This window comes from Halomonas sp. DP5N14-9 (assembly GCF_019802175.1).
Lineage (GTDB): Bacteria > Pseudomonadota > Gammaproteobacteria > Pseudomonadales > Halomonadaceae > Halomonas > Halomonas litopenaei.
The window spans coordinates 1-19826 of sequence record NZ_JAHVHR010000018.1 but is presented as its reverse complement, the minus strand read 5'-3'; the positions used below and the strand labels follow the sequence as shown (position 1 = coordinate 19826).

General features: G+C 64.3%; 18 protein-coding genes. 15 read left to right on the top strand and 3 right to left on the bottom strand.

The genetic code is table 11. The features are described from left to right. Window position 1: 1 nt before the first annotated feature. From ruvB to KUW00_RS10440, 8 genes are all read left to right on the top strand, one after another. The gene (gene ruvB, locus KUW00_RS10475) at window positions 2-1030 is read left to right on the top strand and encodes a Holliday junction branch migration DNA helicase RuvB (protein ID WP_222569022.1); all 1029 of its coding nucleotides are present in this window, start codon (window positions 2-4) and stop codon (window positions 1028-1030) included. Between the two features lie 30 nt (window positions 1031-1060). Next, window positions 1061-1738 carry a protein TolQ gene (tolQ, locus tag KUW00_RS10470; RefSeq protein ID WP_222569096.1) on the top strand — a complete coding sequence of 226 codons (678 nt, stop codon included), beginning with the start codon at window positions 1061-1063 and terminating at the stop codon, window positions 1736-1738. Between the two features lie 15 nt (window positions 1739-1753). Continuing rightward, complete coding sequence (tolR, locus tag KUW00_RS10465; protein ID WP_222569021.1) at window positions 1754-2194, top strand: protein TolR; 441 nt, start codon at window positions 1754-1756, stop codon at window positions 2192-2194. An 8-nt stretch (window positions 2195-2202) separates the two neighbouring features. Continuing rightward, a complete protein-coding gene (gene tolA / locus KUW00_RS10460) occupies window positions 2203-3492 on the top strand; it encodes a cell envelope integrity protein TolA (protein WP_222569020.1) in 1290 nt (429 codons plus the stop codon). A gap of 95 nt (window positions 3493-3587) precedes the next feature. Continuing rightward, on the top strand, window positions 3588-4847 hold the full coding sequence (gene tolB, locus KUW00_RS10455) for a Tol-Pal system beta propeller repeat protein TolB (protein ID WP_222569095.1): 1260 nt from the start codon (window positions 3588-3590) through the stop codon (window positions 4845-4847). A 58-nt stretch (window positions 4848-4905) separates the two neighbouring features. Then, window positions 4906-5457 carry a peptidoglycan-associated lipoprotein Pal gene (gene pal / locus KUW00_RS10450; protein WP_045992086.1) on the top strand — a complete coding sequence of 184 codons (552 nt, stop codon included), beginning with the start codon at window positions 4906-4908 and terminating at the stop codon, window positions 5455-5457. A gap of 31 nt (window positions 5458-5488) precedes the next feature. Then, complete coding sequence (ybgF, locus tag KUW00_RS10445) at window positions 5489-6304, top strand: tol-pal system protein YbgF (protein ID WP_222569019.1); 816 nt, start codon at window positions 5489-5491, stop codon at window positions 6302-6304. A gap of 13 nt (window positions 6305-6317) precedes the next feature. Continuing rightward, window positions 6318-7082 carry a YciK family oxidoreductase gene (locus KUW00_RS10440; RefSeq protein WP_222569018.1) on the top strand — a complete coding sequence of 255 codons (765 nt, stop codon included), beginning with the start codon at window positions 6318-6320 and terminating at the stop codon, window positions 7080-7082. A gap of 211 nt (window positions 7083-7293) precedes the next feature. Here the strand turns inward: KUW00_RS10440 and KUW00_RS10435 are convergent, their stop codons facing one another. Beyond that, entirely contained in the window at window positions 7294-7956 is a 663-nt protein-coding gene (locus KUW00_RS10435; RefSeq protein ID WP_222569017.1) for an HAD family hydrolase, read from the bottom strand. Continuing rightward, a complete protein-coding gene (gene ubiG / locus KUW00_RS10430) occupies window positions 7953-8678 on the bottom strand; it encodes a bifunctional 2-polyprenyl-6-hydroxyphenol methylase/3-demethylubiquinol 3-O-methyltransferase UbiG (RefSeq protein ID WP_108133608.1) in 726 nt (241 codons plus the stop codon). The genes KUW00_RS10435 and ubiG overlap by 4 nt, the downstream gene beginning before the upstream one ends. Before the next feature lie 145 nt (window positions 8679-8823). Here ubiG and galU point away from each other — a divergent pair, with 145 nt between their 5' ends. Next, a complete protein-coding gene (galU, locus tag KUW00_RS10425) occupies window positions 8824-9714 on the top strand; it encodes a UTP--glucose-1-phosphate uridylyltransferase GalU (protein ID WP_045992053.1) in 891 nt (296 codons plus the stop codon). Window positions 9715-9718: 4 nt separating this feature from the next. Next, window positions 9719-11011: a nucleotide sugar dehydrogenase gene (locus KUW00_RS10420; RefSeq protein ID WP_222569016.1), complete on the top strand. Its 1293-nt coding sequence runs from the start codon at window positions 9719-9721 to the stop codon at window positions 11009-11011. 154 nt (window positions 11012-11165) lie between these two features. On the opposite strand, the gene KUW00_RS10415 is transcribed toward KUW00_RS10420, so the two are convergent. Beyond that, window positions 11166-11732 (bottom strand): Fe-Mn family superoxide dismutase, encoded by a 567-nt coding sequence (locus KUW00_RS10415; protein ID WP_222569015.1) that lies wholly within the window; start codon window positions 11730-11732, stop codon window positions 11166-11168. 234 nt (window positions 11733-11966) lie between these two features. On the opposite strand from KUW00_RS10415, the gene KUW00_RS10410 reads away from it, so the two are divergent. From KUW00_RS10410 to KUW00_RS10390, 5 genes are all read left to right on the top strand, one after another. Continuing rightward, a complete protein-coding gene (locus KUW00_RS10410; protein WP_222569014.1) occupies window positions 11967-12836 on the top strand; it encodes a hypothetical protein in 870 nt (289 codons plus the stop codon). Window positions 12837-12967: 131 nt separating this feature from the next. Beyond that, the gene (locus KUW00_RS10405) at window positions 12968-14749 is read left to right on the top strand and encodes an autotransporter assembly complex protein TamA (RefSeq protein ID WP_261392100.1); all 1782 of its coding nucleotides are present in this window, start codon (window positions 12968-12970) and stop codon (window positions 14747-14749) included. A 34-nt stretch (window positions 14750-14783) separates the two neighbouring features. Beyond that, window positions 14784-18872 carry a translocation/assembly module TamB domain-containing protein gene (locus KUW00_RS10400; RefSeq protein WP_222569012.1) on the top strand — a complete coding sequence of 1363 codons (4089 nt, stop codon included), beginning with the start codon at window positions 14784-14786 and terminating at the stop codon, window positions 18870-18872. Between the two features lie 172 nt (window positions 18873-19044). Then, window positions 19045-19323: a type II toxin-antitoxin system RelE/ParE family toxin gene (locus KUW00_RS10395; RefSeq protein ID WP_045992057.1), complete on the top strand. Its 279-nt coding sequence runs from the start codon at window positions 19045-19047 to the stop codon at window positions 19321-19323. Between the two features lie 99 nt (window positions 19324-19422). Further along, window positions 19423-19710, top strand: coding sequence for a HigA family addiction module antitoxin (locus KUW00_RS10390; protein WP_315901124.1), 288 nt, complete (start codon window positions 19423-19425; stop codon window positions 19708-19710). Window positions 19711-19826 lie beyond the last annotated feature (116 nt).

Sequence of the window (19826 nt, the reverse complement as noted above, 5' to 3'; positions counted from 1 at the left end):
CATGATCGATACCGACCGACTGATCGCCGCCGATCCGCAGGAAGGAGAAGGGCGGGTGGACCATGCTATCCGCCCCAGGCGCCTGGCGGACTATATCGGCCAGCCCCGGGTCAGGGAGCAGCTCGAGATCTTCATCCACGCCGCTCGGGCCCGTGACGAGAGTCTCGATCATACCCTGGTGTTCGGTCCGCCCGGACTCGGCAAGACCACCCTGGCCAACATCATCGCCACCGAGATGGGCGTGGGCCTGACCTCGACCTCTGGGCCAGTGCTCGAGCGTGCCGGCGACCTGGCCGCCATGCTCACCAATCTCAAGGCTGGCGATGTCCTGTTCATCGACGAGATCCATCGACTGTCGCCGGTGGTGGAGGAGATCCTCTATCCCGCGATGGAAGACTTCCAGCTGGACATCGTCATCGGTGAGGGCCCGGCGGCACGCTCGATCAAGCTCGATCTGCCACCCTTCACCCTGGTCGGGGCGACCACCCGAGCCGGGCGTCTGACGTCACCGCTGCGCGACCGTTTCGGGATCGTTCAGCGTCTCGAGTTCTACGCCATCGACGAGCTGACCGAGATCGTGGCACGCTCGGCGCGCCTGCTCGAGGTGCACACCGACACGGACGGCGCCCGTGAGGTTGCCCGGCGCTCCCGTGGCACGCCACGTATCGCCAACCGGCTGCTGCGGCGGGTTCGTGACTTTGCCGAGGTCAAGGCGGCAGGGCACATCACCGCCGAGGTGGCCGATCAGGCGCTCAACATGCTGCACGTCGACCACCATGGCCTCGACCATATGGACCGTCGCCTGCTGCTGGCGATGCTCGAGAAGTTCGACGGTGGCCCGGTGGGCGTGGATTCGCTGTCGGCGGCCATCGGCGAGGAGCGCGACACCATCGAGGACGTGATCGAACCCTATCTGATTCAGCAAGGTCTGATGATGCGCACCGCACGAGGCCGGGTGGTGACGCGCCAGGCCTGGACCCATTTCGGCATGGCCCCTGACGACCAGGCCTTCGACGCTTCCAACGACTGACCCGAGACGAGGATTTCCGTGAACGACTCCATGTCCATTCCCCATCTGATCATGAACGCCAGCGGCGTGGTGCAATTTGTCATGCTGCTGTTGCTGATCGGTTCCGTGCTTTCCTGGATCGTGGTGTTCCAGCGCAGCTTCGTGATGCGCCGTGCACGCAAGGCCCATCGCGCCTTCGAGGACCGTTTCTGGTCCGGCGTCGACCTCAACGAGCTGTACCGTGACGCACCGGCCGAGGGCGAGACCCAGGGCGCCGAGCACATCTTTCGTGCCGGCTTTCGCGAGTTCAATCGATTGATGCCGAAGACCCGTAGCCCCCAGGCGATCCTCGACGGCGTGCAACGCAGCATGCGGGTGGCCTGGTCGCGTGAAGAAGAGCGTCTGAACCTGCACCTGGTGTTCCTCGCCACGGTGGCCTCGGCGAGCCCCTATATCGGCCTGTTCGGCACCGTCTGGGGCATCATGGGCTCCTTCCAGTCGCTGTCGATGGCCCAGCAGGCGACCCTTGCCACGGTGGCGCCGTGGATCGCGGAAGCGCTTGTGGCGACCGCCATGGGGCTTTTCGCAGCGATCCCCGCGGTGATCTTCTACAACCGTCTGTCGGCCGAATCGTCGCGCCTGCTGGGCAAGTACGAAGACTTCGCCGAGGAGTTCCACTCCATCCTGCACCGCAACCTGCAGGGCCGGCCCGACGCCGGCGCCGCCTGATCGAGGAGACGCCGCATGCTTGGACCCTTCAATCGCCGTGGGCGCAGCAAGCCCATGGGGGAAATCAATGTGGTCCCCTTTATCGACGTCATGCTGGTGCTGCTGGTGATCTTCATGATCACCGCGCCGATGCTGACCCAGGGGGTCAATGTCGACCTGCCTCAGGTGACCTCGGAGCCGATCGAGGATACCGAGGACACCGACCCGATCATCGTCTCGGTGGACAAGGAAGGGCAATACTTCATCAGCCTCGGCGGCGACGAGACCCAGGTCAGCCTGGACGAATTGAGTGACCGCGTGGTCATTCTGCTCGAGCGCAAGCCCGGTACCCCGGTCATGGTGCGGGGTGATCGCAATGTCTCCTACGGCCAGGTGGTGACCTTGATGAGCACGCTGCAGGTGGCCGGCGTCGCCAACGTCGGGTTGATCTCCGAACCCCCGCCCCAGGACGGTTAGGAGCGCTCATGGCGAAACCACAGCGGCGAAAGACACTCAAGCGTTCCGCCGGGCGAGTTGGCTATGGTCTGCCGACGGTGCTGGCCGTTGCGCTGCACCTGGGCATTCTGGTCATCAGTGTGATCAAGTGGCCGAGCAGTGAACCCGAGGCGCCCAACAACGCCATCGTGCAGGCTACCCTGATCAGCACCGAGACACGTACCGATCAGGCCCAGCAGGCGGCCGAGGCACGCACGCGCGCGGCCGAACGTCAGGCTCAGGAAGAAGCCGAGCGCCAGGCCCAGGAGGAGGCCGAACGTCAGGCCCGCGAGGCCGCAGAGCAGCAGGCCGCCGAAGAGGCCGAGCGTCAGGCGGCAGAACAACAGGCTCAGCAGGAAGCCGAGCAGCAGGCAAGGGAAGAAGCTGCCGAACAGGCCCAGGCGGAAGCCGAGCGCCGCGCCGCTGAGGCCGAAGCCGCCGCCCAGCGCAAGGCCGAAGAGGAAGCCGAGCGTGAAGCCGCTCGCCAGCAGGCCGAGCAGGAGCGCCAGGCCGAAGCCGAGCGACGTCGTCAGGAAGAGGCGGCGCGACAGCAGGAGGCCGAACGACAGGCCCGCGAGGAAGCCGAGCAGCAGGTAAGAGAGGAGGCTGAGCGCAAGGCACAGGAAGAAGCCGAACGCCAGGCTCGCGAAGAGGCTGAGCGCAAGGCACAGGAAGAAGCCGAACGTCAGGCCCGCGAGGAAGCTGAGCGCAAGGCACAGGAAGAGGCCGAACGTCAGGCCCGCGAGGAAGCCGAACGCAAGGCACAGGAAGAGGCCGAACGTCAGGCCCGCGAGGAAGCCGAGCAAAAGGCACGAGAAGAAGCCGAACGTCAGGCCCGTGAGGAAGCGGAACGCAAGGCCCAGGAAGAAGCCGAGCGCCAGGCCCGTGAGGCCGCCGAACAGAAGGCCAGAGAAGAGGCCGAGCGGCAGCTTCAGCGGATCATCGAGGGTGATTCCAGTGCCGTCTCCAACGCCGAACAGGGGAACGAGGCTGCCAATGGCTTTATCCAGCTGGTACGACGCGCGGTGGAGCAGGCCTGGGTCATCCCGCCCAATGTGGGCGACGGCACCACCGCCGAGGTACAGGTCAGGTTGGGGCCCTCGGGTGAAGTATTTGCTGCAACGGTCACACGTTCGAGCGGAAACGCCGCCTTCGACAACTCCGCCATCCAGGCGGTGGAGTCTGCAGCTCCGTTCACCGAACTGCGGGACCTTCCCAGCGGCGTGCAACGCGACTATCGTCAATTCAATCTGCGATTCAGACCGGGAGACATTCGCTGATGAGAGCCTTGAATGCGAGTTGGTGGACCAGGAGGGTCAGCATGACCGTCGCTCAAACGAGCCTTGCCAAGCGCCTGCTTGCTGTCGTGGCAGGCATGCTGGTATGGCTGGCGGGGCCAGCGGCCCAGGCCGATCTGACCATCGATATCACCCGTGGCAACGAAAGGGCCACACCGATCGCGGTGGTGCCCTTCGCCGACCGGGCGGGTGGGCTACCCGAGGATATCGCCCAGGTCGTCTCCGATGACCTGGAGCGCAGCGGCTACTTCGAACCGTTGCCGCGCTCAGAGATGTTCAACCAACCCTCGAGCAGCGAAGAGGTCACCTACGGTGACTGGCGCAGTCTCGACTCGCGCTACCTGGTGGTCGGCAGCACCAGTCAGGAGGGTGGCCAGGTCAAGGTGCGCTTCGAGCTTCTCGACGTCAGTGGCGAGACCCGGCTGCTGGGCGAGACGGTCACGGCATCGAGTTCCGATCTGCGCGGCGCGGCGCACTATATCAGTGACCAGATCTTCGAGGAGATCACCGGCATTCGCGGCGCCTTCTCGACCCGCATCGCCTATGTCACCTCGCAGGGGGTGGGCGACAACACCCAGTACGGGCTCTATGTGGCCGACGCCGATGGGCGCAACAGCCAGCAGGTCCTGACGTCCGATGAACCGATCATGTCACCGGCCTGGTCGCCGGATGGCGGCAAGCTGGCCTATGTGTCCTTCGAGACCGAACGGCCGGCCATCTACGTGCAGAATCTGGCCACCGGTCAGCGCGTCAAGCTGACCGACTTCGAGGGGCTCAACAGCGCACCGAGCTGGTCGCCGGATGGCCGTCGCCTGGCGATGGCGCTGTCCCGGGATGGCCAGCCCGAGATCTACGTGATGGATATCGGCTCGCGCAACGTTCAGCGTGTCACCAACTCCTCGAGCATCGAAACCGAGCCGGCCTGGACGCCTGACGGCCGCTCCCTGATCTTCACGTCGGACCGCTCGGGCGGACCCCAGATCTATCGCCAGAGCGTGTCCGGCGGTGAGGCCGAGCGCCTGACCTACACCGGCAACTACAATGCGCGTGGCCGCCTGTCACCGGATGGCGAAACGCTGTTCTTGATCCACCGCGGCAACAATGGCTATCAGGTGGCCAAGCAGGACCTCGAGAGCGGTCGTCTGGTGGAAATCAGTGACGCTCAGCAGGCCGAATCTCCCAGTATCGCGCCCAATGGCACCATGGTAATCTTCGCCACCCAGCAGGGTAGCACCGGGGTGCTGGGAGCGGTCACCGCCGATGGACGCGCGCAGTTCCGTCTGCCCGCCGCCCAGGGCGACGTCCGCGAGCCGGCCTGGTCCCCGTTTCTGAACTGATTCGACGGCCACACGCCGATGAATCGACTTTGATGCATCACGCAAGGAGAGTGACACGATGTTTCTCAAGCCCTACGCCCGTTCGCTGGCCATCGCCGCTTCCCTGGCCGTTCTGGCTGGCTGTTCCAGCACCGGCGGCACCCAGGACGGCAGCGCCGCAGGCACCGGTACCGGCGGTACCATGGGTGGCACCGGCGTCGGTACCGGCACCGCCGGCAGCGGCCAGGTCAGCGGCTCCGGCTATGGCACCGACGGTGCCGGCCAGATGGCCGACGGCCGTATCCCGGAAGTGCGCACCATCTACTTCAACTACGACAGCGACGCCATCCGTCCCGAGTTCGAATCGGTGGTCAACGCCCACGCCCAGTACCTGAGCAGCAACCCCAACGCCTCCGTCGTGCTGCAGGGCCACACCGATGAGCGCGGTACCCGCGAGTACAACCTCGCGCTTGGCGAGCGTCGTGCCGGGTCCGTCGAGCGCTACCTGCGCCTGCAGGGCGTCAATCCCTCGCAGATGGAAGTGGTGAGCTACGGCGAAGAGCGCCCCGCAGCTCGCGGCAGCAACGAGGATGCCTTTGCACAGAACCGCCGTGTGGTCTTTGCTTACTGAAAGCCACTGACGTCGGACGTGGGAGAAGTCAATGAGACACAGTCTTAAGGGACTGTGCGGCGCGGGAGCCCTGGTGCTCCCGTTGTCCGTCATGGTACCCGCCATCCTGTCACCTGCACTGGCTCAGCAGCCGGTCGTCAGAGACCTCAGCGGTGGCAACAGCTTTTACGATCAGACGGCCACCCAGGCCCAGGCCAGCGGCAATCTCGCACTGTTCAACCAGGTCGAGCAGCACCAGCGCGAGCTGCGAGAATTGCGCGGACAGATCGAAGAACTGCGCTACCAGCTTGATCAGCTCAAGCAGCAGAGTCGCCAGCAGTACATGGACCTCGATCAGCGCATGTCCGAGTTGCCTGCTCAGGCAGCGCCGTCAAGCGCCCCGAGTGAGCCCTCGGCGCCGCCGAGCGAATCTGCAGACAGCAGCGGCAGCGACAGTGGAGGATCATCATCGTCCTCTGGCCAGGCCAGCGATGATGCCAGGGAGGCCTATCAGTCGGCGTTCTCCAAGGTGCAGTCGCGAGACTTCGATCAGGCGATCAGCGACTTCGATACCTTCGTCGATCGTTATCCCGACTCCAGCCTGACCGCCAACGCCTACTACTGGCTCGGTGAATTGCATTCGGCACAGTCGTCCTTTGGCGATGCAGCCGTTGCCTTCGAGACCGTACTGGACCGTTTTCCCGACAGCAGCAAGGTTCCCGACGCCATGTACAAGCTGGGCCTGCTGAAAGCGCGGCAGGGAGATACCGAAGGCGGCCACGCACTTCTGGAATCCGTCCAGCAGGACTATCCTGACAGCAATGCGGCGTCTCTTGCCGATGACTATTTGCGTCAGGCCGGGGCCTGATCAAGGAAGCGCCATGACCGAGTGCAAGATTGATTACCAGGCACCTCAAGACCTGCTAAAGGATCGCATTCTGCTGGTGACCGGTGCCGGAGACGGCATCGGGCGCACCGCGGCGATCGAATACGCACGTCGCGGGGCCACCGTGATTCTGCTGGGCCGTACTACCGCCAAGCTCGAGAAGGTGTATGACGAGATCGAGGCCGCCGGAGGTCCGCAACCGGCGATCTTCCCGTTGAACTTCGAAGGGGCGACGCTCAAGGATTACCACGATATGGCCGAGGCGCTGGACAAGGAGTTCGGCCGGCTCGACGGTATCCTGCACAACGCCGGGCAGCTAGGCCGGATCACGCCGTTCGAGCAGTACAATCCGGAACTGTGGGATCAGGTCATGCAGGTCAACATCAACGGGCCCATCTGGATGACCCAGGCGCTGTTGCCACTGCTGACCAAGTCTGCCGACGCCTCGGTGATCTTTACCTCGTCGAGCGTTGGCCGCAAGGGGCGGGCCTACTGGGGCGCCTATTCGGTCTCCAAGTTCGCCACCGAAGGGTTTACCCAGGTACTGGCCGAGGAGATCGAACATCTGGGGACCCTGAGGATCAACACCCTCAACCCCGGGGCGACCCGCACCGCCATGCGCAAGAGCGCCTACCCGGGCGAGGACCCCATGAGCCTGCGGACCGCAGAGGACATCATGCCGACCTATCTGTGGCTGATGGGCCCTGACAGCAAGGGCCGCAACGGGGAAGCCTTCGACGCCCAGCCGCCGAGAAGCTGACGTCACAGGCGAGCGAAGCGAGCAACGAGCGTTGCAAAAGGAACGGCGAGCCGATCGGCCCGCCGTTCCTTGCGTCTCACCGCCGAAACTGCCGATCCCGACCCCAGCGCCAGCGAACCGACGCTCAGGTCGCTCAGCTCGCGCCTTGAGTCGTCGTGCAGGGCTTCGGCCGCCGCCCTGGCCTCGTCGACCTCTGGCTTTCAGTAACGTCTCAGTGGCCTCTCAGCGCCTCGAGAACCGCCTCCGCGGTATCGAACCAGCGGTCGGCCGGCCAGTCCCGGTAATCTTCTTCCTCGGCAATGTAACCATAGCCCACGGCGATAGCCGGCATGCCCGCGGCTTTTGCCGCCTGCATGTCGCGCACGTGGTCGCCTAGATACCAGCACGCCTCGGGCGCGACGTCGAGGCGCCTGGCCGCCTCCAGCAGTGGCTCTGGATGTGGCTTCTTCACCGGCAGGTCATCCGCGCAGAGCATGACGCCTGGCGCGAGTCCCAGCGCCTCGACCAGGGGCTCGGCATACAGACGTGGCTTGTTGGTGACGATCCCCCAGGGCCGGTCGAGGCCATCCCAGTGGAGCAGCAGACGATCGAGCGGCGGGAACACCTGGCTGTGTTCGGCCACCGCTTCGGCGTAGAGATCGAGCAGCTGCTGACGTGCTGCCGCGTGGTCGGGATGCTCGTTTTCGAGCCCCAGCGCGAGGGTGACCAGGGCGCTGCCACCATTGGACACCTGGGCGCGAATGGCAGGGTAGGGCAGCTCGTCCAGACCATGCAGCCGGCGCAATCGATTGGTGGCCTGGGCCAGGTCAGGGGCGGTATCCACCAGGGTGCCATCAAGGTCGAACAGCAGGGCGTGAGGTAGCGAATCGTTCACGCGGTCTCCTTGCGACAGATCATCAGGTAGTTGACCGAGACGTCGTTGGCAGACAGCGAGAAGCGACGAGTGATCGGGTGGTAGACCAGACCGCTTTGCTCCTCGATCTCGAGTCCTGCATCGCGACACCAGCGGGCCAGTTCGGCTGGGCGGATGAAACGGGCGTAGTCATGGGTACCACGAGGTACCATGCCGAGCACGTATTCCGCGCCGAGAATAGCCAGGGCGTAGGACTTGGGATTTCGATTGATGGTCGACAGCGCGAGCTGTCCGCCGGGCTTGAGCAGGCGAGCGCAGGCACGCACGATGGCTTCGGGATCGGGCACGTGCTCGAGCATTTCCAGGCAGGTCACCACTTCGAAGCGCTCCGGCGCTTCCTCGGCCATGTCTTCGACGCTGATGTAGCGGTATTCGAGAGCGACCCCCTGCTCATCGGCGTGTTGACGCGCAACCGCGAGCGACGCCTCGGCCAGATCGATACCGGTCACCCGAGCGCCGCGGCGTGCCATGGCCTCGGAGAGGATGCCTCCGCCGCAACCGACGTCCAGCACTTCGCGTCCGGCCAGTCCTACTCTGGCGTCGATGAAATCGAGCCTCAGCGGGTTGATGGCATGCAGCGGTTTAAATTCGCCTTCGGGATCCCACCAGCGTTCGGCCAGCGCGGAGAACTTGTCGATCTCGTTGTGGTCCACGTTGGCGGAAGGGGTATCGGATATGCTCATCTGTATCTCCAGGGCGTTCCATGCCGCCGATGCCAGCGGACCGAGTTCGTCTGGTACGCTATTCTACGCATTCCCTGTTCCGAGTCCCATGGCCCAGATCGCCATGGACGACAGCCGAACCCAATTTCGAGAAGAAGGAAGTCTCATGATCCGCAAGGCCGTTCTCCCCGTCGCAGGTTTTGGCACACGGTGTCTGCCGGCGTCCAAGGCCATCCCCAAGGAAATGATCACCATCGTCGATCGCCCGGTGATCCAGTACGTGGTACAGGAGGCCGTTGCGGCGGGCATTCGTGACATCGTGCTGGTGACCCACGGCACCAAGAGCGCCATCGAGAACCACTTCGACAAGCATTTTGAACTGGAGGCCGGGCTCGAGGCCAAGGGCAAGACCGAGCTGCTCGAGGAGCTGCGTGCCATCGTTCCTGCCGACGTCAACATCATCAGCGTGCGTCAGCCTGAACCTCTGGGCCTCGGCCACGCGGTGCTGTGCGCCCGTCCAGTGATCGGTGACGACGAGCCCTTTGCCGTGCTGTTGCCCGACGTACTGGTCGATGATGATGGCCTTGAGCGCAATGACCTTGCCGGCATGATCGACGCCTTCGAGCGCACCGGACGCTCCCAGCTGATGGTGGAAGAGGTTCCACGCGAGCTGGTCTACAAGTACGGCATCGTTGCGCCCAAGGGCGAGTCCCCCGAGCCCGGTGAGTCCTGTGAGCTGTCCGGCCTGGTCGAGAAACCCAAGGTCGAGGAAGCGCCCTCCAACCTGTCGGTGATCGGACGCTACATGTTGCCGGGTCGTATCTTCCCGCTGCTGGCCAAGACCCCGCCCGGCGCCGGCAACGAGATCCAGCTTACCGATGCCATCGAGGAGCTGCGCGTCGCCGAAGGCGTGGACGCCTACCGCATGCAGGGCACCACCTACGACTGCGGCCACCAGCTCGGCTACCTGGAGGCGATCCTGGCCTATGGTCGGCGCCACTCCCGCTATGGCAAGGGCTTCACCGAGCTGCTGAAACGCTACGCTGCCGAGGACTGAAGCCATGAAGGTCGTGATACATGGAAGTGAGCTTTCGGCAGCCACCGCTGCCGCCGCGCTCTCCTGGGTTGGACATGATGTCTGCTGGCAACCGCTGGATCGCCGCTGGATCGAGCTCAAGGATAGTGACTGGCTGATCCGTGAGCCTTCGGTACTGCAACGCCTGACGGAGGCCATGGAGGCCGGGCACCTGACCCTGGAGCGGAACAGCGAGGTCGACGGCCCGGATATCGACGTGCTGTGGCTGGCCTTGTCACCGACCCAGCGCGACGATGCCAGCCGTCTGGTGGCAGAAAACGCCTCGCGTCTTGCCGACGGTGCCATCATCGTCAACAACGCGACCTTTCCGGTAGGGGACACCGAGCGGCTCGAGTCTGTGCTCGAGGGCCAGAACGTGACCTCGGTGGCGCTGCCTGACACCCTCGAGGAAGGGCGCGCCTGGGAAACCTTTACCCGCGCCCGCAGCTGGCTGCTGGGCTGCGACGATGACCACGCCGAGCGCCAGGTGCGAGAATTGATGCGTGCCTTCAATCGGCGTCACGAGGTGTTCAAGCGGATGCCTCGACGCGCCGCGGAGCTGACCAAGCTGGCCATCAATGGCATGCTGGCGACCCGTATCAGCTACATGAACGAGATGGCCGGGCTAGCCGACACCCTGGGCGTGGACGTGGAGTACGTGCGTCAGGGCATGGGGGCAGATCAGCGCATCGGCTATGAATACCTGTACCCCGGTTGTGGCTTCGGTGGCCCCAATTTCAGCCGGGATCTGGTGGGCCTGGTGGATGTCCAGTCGGCCAGCGGCCGCCACTCCGAGTTGCTCGACCAGGTGCTCGAGATCAACGAGCACAAGAAGGAGACGCTGTTCCGCAAGCTGTGGGCTCACTATCAGGGGCGTCTGGAAGGCCGTACCGTGGCCATCTGGGGGGCTGCCTTCAAGCCCGGCACCGCACGCATCGATCATGCGCCCGTGCTGACCCTGCTGCGCGCCCTGTGGGCCCAGGGTGTGCACGTCAGATTGCATGACCCCGCTGCGCTCCCTGCCGTACGTGCGGTGGTCGGTGACCACCCGCTGTTGAGCCTGCATCAGGACGACCCACTCGACGCCTGCCGTGGCGCCGATGCGCTGATGCTGGTCACCGAGTGGAAGGCCTACTGGAATCCTGACTGGATGGCGCTGAAACGACAGCTGGAGGGCGCCCTGATCCTCGATGGTCGCAATATCTATGACCCCCAGTACGTCGCCGCCCAGGGCTTTCACTATCGCGGCATCGGCCGACGCGCCGATCCGTTAACCTGATATATCGATCAGGGCCTGACAGCCGAACCATCGGCCCGGCACCGGGTCTGTCCCGTAAAGAGCGCAGTATTTACTGCGCTCTTTGCTTTGGCGTCTTGTTCTGTCTTGGCCAGACCAGGCCTGGCCCGAACTGAGCTGCTCGAGGTGTCATCGGTCAATGACAGTCGCCGAGATTCTGGGCGACAAAGTCCCAGTGAATCAGCGGCCAGAGTTGCTCCACCGGAGATTTTCCACAGCCAAGATCCATGACCAGCAGCGGCCTGCCCGATGCGGCATCAAGCCGCTGGCCACGCGCACTGATCGTCAGGCTCATGCCACGGTTGGAGTGCAGCAGCCACAGCCAGCCTGGCTGCCGGCTCCCTTGCTCCAGTTCGTCCTCGACCCGCCCGTGCATCGCCTCTCTCAATCCTGTAAAGGAACCGAACGTCTGTGTCAGTTCCTCGTTCAGTCGACCCTCCGGTGCTGTCGGGCGCGGTAACAGGCAGTGCCAGAACAGGGTAAGGTTCCAGGCTTCGACAGCGTGTTCGAGCACCTCACCATGGGCCTTTGACATTACGTCCTCGAGGGACCTCGTAGCCGTGCCTGACCCGCTCGCCCAATGATTGAGCGCTGTCAGATGACGTTGATGGTCCCCCTGGTAGCGATCCTCGACCCAGGCCTTCGAGAGGTAGGGTTCCAGTTGGTGGCTATCGAAGGGCAGCGCGGGCAATTCAAGGATCATGGGGACTCCGGGGTCGTGAACGTCATGGTGAAGCGAGGTATGGCAGGTGCCCCACAGCAAGGCGTTGATAGGGATAGCGCTAACGCGTTATCCGTCTGCCGTGTGTAAATATGGTAAAAAACCTTACACTATCAGCCAACTTTGGCCGCCAAGGCCCGTGGCACGTGATCGGCCCTGAGCCAGCGATGCCATCCGGTGCCACAGTGCCACACGCTGAACCGCAAGGAGAGTTTCATGGGGCATCCACCGGAAGACGGCCGTCCGGGCGCTATCGTACCCGATCCAGGAGAGAGTGTATCCGCCGCTCGCTATCGCCGGCCCCCGGCGCCTAGACTTTGGCCGTTATGGCTACTGGTGCTGTTGATTATCTGTGCAGTGGGGGCCGCTGGCTGGCTGGCCTGGCAGGAACGTCAGCGGCTCGAGGGTGAGCTGACCCGCTTGAGGGGGGAGTTGTCCAACATTCATGCGCGGTTCGATGCCGAGCAGGGAGAAGGGGACCTGGTGGCGGACATCCAGCGTCGAGTGGCCGAACTCGAACAGCGGGACGATGCCCTGGCCCAGCGACTCGAGTCGACCGCCGAGGATATAAGAAACACTGTTTCCGAACAGGCACAGACAACGCTGGACCAACACAGCAACAACGCCGACACTCTGCAGGACGTCGAAGAGCGTATCGCCTCCATCGCCGATACGCTGGCGGCGACACGCACATCGCTGGGTGCCGTTGAACGAGCCGGCGACAATGCCCGAGGCGCCCTGGAGGCTCGCATGGACCGCTTCGATGATGCCCGCGAGTCCTTTGCCGGCCGGTTGGGGTCGCTGACCACCAGGGTCGATGAGGTGGTAACGCGCCTGGATACCCGGCTGGGGCAGCTGTTGCCGCGGTTCGACACCCTGGAGCAGCGGCTTGCCTCCCTGGACGAGGACGTTGAAGGCCTGCGCCAATCGCGCCAAGATGGTGCGGAGGAACGTCGCGCAATGGAAGCCAGGCTCGAGCAGCGCCTGGATGCGCTGGATAACAGCGCCCAGTCGCTTGGCGCCGATCTTCGCGAACTGCGTCAGTCCCAGCTCGCGTTCAGCGCCCAACTGGAGGCGCTGCGTTGATCCAGCACCCACGTCAGGAAAGCCAGTCTATTATGGAAAATCGCGTTCCCGCTCGTTCGGGTCTGGGTCCGTTCGTCCGTCGATCAGGGGCAGCCCTTTGCCTGGTCTCGGTGTCGGTGCCGGTCCTGGGCATGGATGCCGAGATCGTCGGTATCGAAGGGGATATGGCCAACAATGTCGAGGTCTACCTGCAGGGGCTCGACGGCAGCCAGTATCGTGTGGAGCGGCTGCGCAACGAGGTGGTTCGACTGACCCAGGAGGCGATGCGGGTCTACGGCTACTATGAACCGCAGATCGAGATGCGTTTCGACCGCGATGACGAGCCCCAGGAGGTCTTCCTCACCATCGACAAGGGGGAGCCGGTCAAGCTGGAAGTGATCGACTTCACCCTGGAGGGCGACGCCCGGGATGACGCCCCCTTTCAGTTGGCGATCGACGCCTATCCGCAAGAGGAAGGTGACATCCTCGAACACGCCCCCTACGAGAGTCTAAAGGGCAGGCTGCAGGGCCTGACCGTGGAGCGAGGCTACTTCGATTGGCAGTTCACCGATGAGCGCATGGAAATTCGCCCCTGGGCCAACAGCGCCCGGCTGTACCTGGGCATGGACAGCGGGCCGCGCTATCGCTTCGGCAGGGTCAATTTCAAGGGCCATCACATCGTCGAGGAACGCCTGCGCAATCTGGTGCCCTTCGACTACGGCGATCCTTACCTGGCAAGCGACGTCGCCGAACTCAACAACCAGTTGAGCGAGACCGAATGGTTCGGCTCGCTGACGGTACGCCCCCGCCTGGAACGCCAGAAGGGCTCCCTGGCGCTGCCCGAGAACGACAATTGGTGGTACTCGGTGGACGTCGCGGAGATCCCGACGCCGTACCAGGGGCCGCGGATCAGCCGCGACGCTCTGGCGGTGGCACTTGGACTGTATCCGCCGGAATTCCCGACCATGCCGATCGACGTCAGCGTGACGCCGGCGGATCGTCACCAGTTCGAGGCGGGTATCGGCTTCGCCACCGATGTGGGGCCGCGCCTGCAGTTCTCCTGGGAGCAGCCCTGGGTCAACCGCTACGGCCATAGCTGGACCAATCAGCTATACCTGTCGGCACCGGATCAGCAGTTCAGCGGCACCTACAAGATCCCGCTGGAGGATCCGCTCAACGATAGCTACCGATTGCAGTACGGGCTGCGCCAGCAGGACATCGAGGACACCGAAAGCTTCGAGAGTACCGTCGATTTTGGTCGGCACTGGGTGTTCGAGAATGACTGGGAGCAGACGATCTATCTACGCGCCACCTACGAGGACTTTACCCAGGGGGAGCAGTCCGATCAGGTGCTGCTGCTTTATCCCGGGGTAAGCTGGTCGCGTACCCGTACGCGCAACCCTCAGTTTCCTACCTGGGGCGATCGCCAGAATCTCGAACTGCAGTACTCCAGCGACGCCTGGGGCTCTGACGCCGAGTTCTTCCGCATGACCGGCGATACCGCCTGGATTCGCAAGTTGGGTGACGACAACCGCTTTATCGGCCGACTGGGTGTCGGCGCGATCAATACCGACGATTTCGAGAAGATTCCCCCTTCGCTTCGCTTCTTTACCGGTGGTGACTCCAGCGTGCGTGGCTACAGCTACGAGTCGCTGTCGCCGGAAGACGAGAACGGCGACCTGGAAGGCGGTCAGCACGAGTTTACCGCCAGCGTCGAGGCCCAGCGCCGGATCACCGGCAAATGGTGGGGCGCGGCCTTCTTCGATGTCGGTGACGCCTTCTCCGAGTGGTGGCCTGGCGACCTGAACAAGGGCGCGGGTCTGGGCGTGCGCTGGATATCTCCGGTCGGCCCGATCCGCTTCGATGTCGCCCATCCCTTCGATGACGAAGACGACAATTTCCGGCTGCACTTCGCCATCGGGCCCGAGTTTTGAACCCGATGCCGCTGGCCCCTGACACGAGGCTTCAATGAGAAAAGGACGCGCCCTGTGGGCCCTGACACGTCTGCTGATCTGGCTGCCGTTGACCCTGGTTGGCCTGGTGCTGCTGATTGGCGGCCTGGTGCTGAGTCCCTGGGGCACCCGAATGGCGCTGGATCAGGGCCAGCGCATGGGCTTTCTCGAGTACGAGGCGGTCGAAGGCGCGCTGCTCGACACCTTTGCGCTGGATGGCTTTCGCATGGAGATGGGCAGCCTGCGGCTGTCGGTGGACGCGTTGTCGCTGTCCTGGGCAGAGGACTGCGTTCTTGATGGCCGGCTGTGTCTTGATTACCTGAGGGTGTCGGGTACCGACGTCCGCCTGGGCGAGAGCGAAGCCGCGGAGGAGCCTCCCGTAGAACCCGAGCCGACCAGCGCCGAGCCGGGGCCCCTGGCGCTGCCGTTTCCCGTCGAGATCCGTGAACTGGCGGTCGAGGACGTCGCCGTGCAACTAGCCGACGGCACTCGACTGGCCTGGGACAGCTTCACCACCGCGGCGGTGGCCGAGGGCGATACCCTTAGCGTTCGACCTACGCGCCTGGCGGGTCTTCATCTGACCCTGCCGTTGACGCCCGGCGCCATGCTGGCCCTGAGCGACGCCGAACACGAAGGGCCCATCGTCAGCGCCGAGGCCATCGACGCCGCCATCGCGGTGCGCTCGCCGTTGCCGAGCGAGGCCGCCGCCGAGATGGAAGGGGCCGCAGCCAAGGCCGATGACATCCCGCTGGATGAGCGTGAGCGTCTGGTGCTGCCCGAGGTCACCTTGCCACTGGCCATTGAAGTACCCGAACTGGTGGTCGAGGACACCACCGTCGACGGTGCCTTCGACTACCACGTCGAGCGTCTGGACCTGAGTCTCGATGCCCGCGGTCAGACCGTTACCATCGAGCCCCTGGCGGTGGCCTCCGCCGATGCCGACGCCGAGCTCCAGGCCCGCGCCACGTTGAGCGGCGACTACCCGCTGGAGCTCAATTTTGCCGCCGATCTGTACCTGCCGGAAATCTTCCCGGCGCTGTCCGGCGAGCGGGTCGAGCTGAGTGCAGCCGGCAGTCTGGCCGACCTGGAAATCGACCTGAAGACCTCGGGCCCGGTGGACACCCACCTGGTCGCCCGACTCGACGCCCTCGACCCCACGTTGCCCTTCAGCGCCACCTTCCAGAGCCCCAGACTGCAATGGCCGCTGCCTGGCATGGACAGCCCCCTGCCTGAAGGCATCGAAGAGACTGGCGAGGTGAGCGATGCCGAGACAAGCGCACCAGACAATGCTGAAGCTGGCAATGCCACCGCTGCCACGGCCGAGGTGGAGCCGTGGATCGCCCGCGATCTGGATCTCGCCATCGAGGGTTCCCTGACCGGCTATACGCTGCAACTGGCCATGGCCGCCGAGGGACCGGATGTACCGCCAACCACCCTGGCCCTTCAGGGCCAGGGGGATCTTTCACAGTTTGCCTGGGCGCCGCTTGAGGTCGCACCGGAGGGCGCCGGCGCTCTCAGCTCCGAGGGACGTGTCGACTGGTCTGACGGCGTCTCGGTGGAGGCGGCAGCGACCCTCACGGGCCTTAATCCGGAACCCTTCGTCGAAGGGCTCGCGGGGGATATCGACGGCACCCTGCAGGTGGCGTTCACCCAGACCGATGAGGGTTGGCGGGTGGAGGTGCCGGCACTGGATATCGAGGGTACCCTCGATGGCCGACCGCTGTCGCTGGAGGCCCAGCTCGCCGGCAACAGCAATATGCAGTGGGACATCGACAGCCTCGATTTCCGCCAGGGCGACAATCGCATCCAGGCCGTCGGCCAGGTCAGCGAGTCCAACCTCGACGTCGACGCCGAGATATCACTGCCGGACATGGCGAGCCTGTATCCGGGGCTTGCCGGCCAGCTATCCGGTGACATCACCGCCAGCGGCAGCCTCCAGGCGCCTCAGCTTGACCTTGCCTTGAATGGCAGCGGGGTGGCGTTTGAGGAAAATCGTGTCGGCGAACTGTCGCTGTCCGGTCGTGTGGCCGGTATCGACGACCCCGAGCTCGATATCGGTCTTGAGGCAAGACAGGTCGAAGCGGGTGGTCAGCGATTCTCCGATATCGCCCTGGATCTCGATGGGCGGCTGTCGGATCACCGCCTGGAGCTCACCGTGGAGGGCAGCGAAGACGGGCCACTCAACCGTCTGGTGCTGGCCCTTGACGGGGCCATGAACGAGGCCCGCGACCGCTATCAGGGCACTTTGTCGCCGCTGGAGGTCACGCTGCCCCAGGGCGATATCGCCCTCGATGATCCGCTGAGCTTCGAGGCCGACCTGGCCGCGGGGTCGGTACAGGCCGAGCCCTTCTGCCTGGCACGTCGCCAGGGTGGCGCCGTGTGCATCAGTGAGCCGCTGAGCGCCTCGGCGGACGCCGGCTCGCTGACCCTCGAGATCAATGAGCTGCCCATGGACCTGGTCAACGAGGCCTTGCCTCAGGGCTGGGCCATCGACGGCGACACCGGCGCTCGTGTCGTCGCTGGCTGGTCGGCCGGCGGCAGTCGCTGGCAGGCCGACGTCCAGGTCGACAGCGAGGTCAGCGTGACCGGCGAGGACGCCTATGGCCAGCCTTGGTCGGTGCCTGCCACCAGCATGTCGCTCAGTGCAGACGCCAGCGAGGCCCGCATCGACATGGACCTGGCGCTGTCACTGGCCCAGAGCGGCGATATCGACCTGGCCCTGGCCATCGACGATCCCATGGGACGCGGTGGCCTGGACGGAACCCTGACCATTACCGACGTGCGCCTGGCACCGTATCAGCCATTGGCGGCCGGCCTCGATGAGCTCGAGGGCAGTCTTGGCGGCACCATCCGTATCGCCGGCAGCCGCGAGGCACCCGACCTCAGTGGCGACATCAGTCTGACCGGGCTCAGGGTCCACGGTGGTGATATCCCCCTGGCGGTCACCGACGGACGGCTGGATATCGCGCTGTCCGGCGACAGCGCGCGGATTTCCGGCCATGTGGACGCCGAGGAAGGGCGCCTGAATATCACCGGTGACGCCGCCTGGCCTGACGGTAGCTGGGAGGCCAACATGGCGCTGTCCGCGGTGCAGGATCCACTGCTCGCCGCCATGCCGGCCTTCGGCAAGCTGAAGCTGGCCCCGGACCTGACCATCACCGCCAACCCCTCGCGACTGCGGGTACGTGGCGAGGTGCGGATCCCCTGGGCCAGGCTCAAGGTCGGTGACGTTCCGGCGTCCGCGGTCACCCCGAGCGGTGACGAGATCATCATCACCCGCGAGATGGACGAGGAGGCCAAGGAGGCCGAACGGCGTGCCCAGGAAGACCCGGTAGGAGAATCCACCGCCGAGGCCATGGCCGAGGCGGGCATGGCCATCGACATCCGCGTACGGCTGCTGCTGGGACCCGACATGCGCCTGAGCGCCTACGGTCTGCAGACCGAGCTGGAAGGGGATCTGGAGGTGCGCCAGAACAACGGGCCACTGCAGTTGTTCGGCGACGTCAGCCTGGTCGATGGCCGCTTCCGCGCCTACGGCCAGGATCTGCAGATTCGCCAGGGCAAGCTGATCTTCGCCGGCCCGCCGAGTCTGCCGACGCTGGACTTCGAAGCCATCCGTAACCCGGCCAGCACCGAAGACGGCGTGATCGCCGGTCTCAAGGTCACCGGTACCGCCAGCCAGCCCGATCTGGAGATCTTCTCCGAGCCGTCGATGGACGAGTCTCGGGCGCTGTCCTACGTGCTGCGCGGCCGGGCGCCGGATGACAGCGGCGACTCCAGCGGCGCCCTGACCTCGGCGCTGATCGGCCTGACCCTGGGCAAGACCGGGGGGGCGGTAGGCGCCATGGGTGAGGCCTTCGGCATCCAGGACCTGTCACTGGATACCTCCGGCAGTGGCGAGAGCAGTCAGGTGGTGGTCAGCGGCCGTCTCACCGACCGTCTGGAGGTGGGCTACGGCGTCGGCATCTTCTCGCCCATCGCCGAGCTGACCCTGACCTACCAGCTATGGAGGAGCCTCTACCTGGAAGCCGTCTCCGGCGCCGCCCAGGCGGTGGACCTGATCTACACCTGGAGCCTGCCGGGAGATCCTCCGGAACTGCAGTGACCAAGCGCGCAGCACTCCACGCAACACACGGCGTAAAGCACAAGAGCCCCGGCCATGGCCGGGGCTCTTGTGTGTACAGGATACATAGGGAGACTGACGTTGGCTTTGAAACAGTGGCACTGGCCAGTCACTTATCGTTGTATCCTGTAACGTGTCGCGCTACGGTTACCTGATGATCATCAGCTTTCAGCACAAGGGACTTGAGGCATTCTATCGAACCGGCACCACCCGAGGCATCCAGGCCACCCACGCGTCCAAGCTTCGACGCATCCTGGCGCTGCTCGATGTCGCCTGTCGGCCGGAGGATCTCAACCTGCCCTCATTCAAGTTGCATCAGCTCAAGGGGGCGCTTAAAGGCTGCTGGTCTATCCGTGTCAACGGTAACTGGCGCGTGACGTTTCGCTTCGCGGACGCAAATGTGGAGTTGGTCAATTATCTCGATTACCACTAGGCGCTGTCCGAAAAGCGCCCGTGACTATCGACGTCTCGGATACTTCCCCGCTTGGGGAACGCCAAGTCTTCAGTTTCTTCAAGATAAGGAGTCAAGAACATGATGAATGAACCTCCGCATCCCGGAGAGCTGTTGCGCGAGGATGTCATCGAGGAGCTTGGCCTATCGGTAAAGGAAACGGCCGAGCGACTAGGGATGTCACGCGTCGCCTTGTCACGGGTCTTGAATGGAAGATCGGCAATCAGTCCTGAGCTCGCGTTGCGCCTGGAAACCGCAGGTGTCAGCACCGCTTACGCCTGGCTCGCCATGCAGACAAACTATGATTTGGCACAGGCCCGCAAGAAGCCGCAGCCGACGGTTCAGATGTTGCAAGCAGAGACGGATTGAAGTGGTCCAATTGGAGCGGACACCCCGATAAGCCTCATAATGGAGGCAATGGAGGTGTTCATGACCAAGAAGACTCGACGTCGGTATTCCGATGAATTCAAGGCGGATGCGGTGAG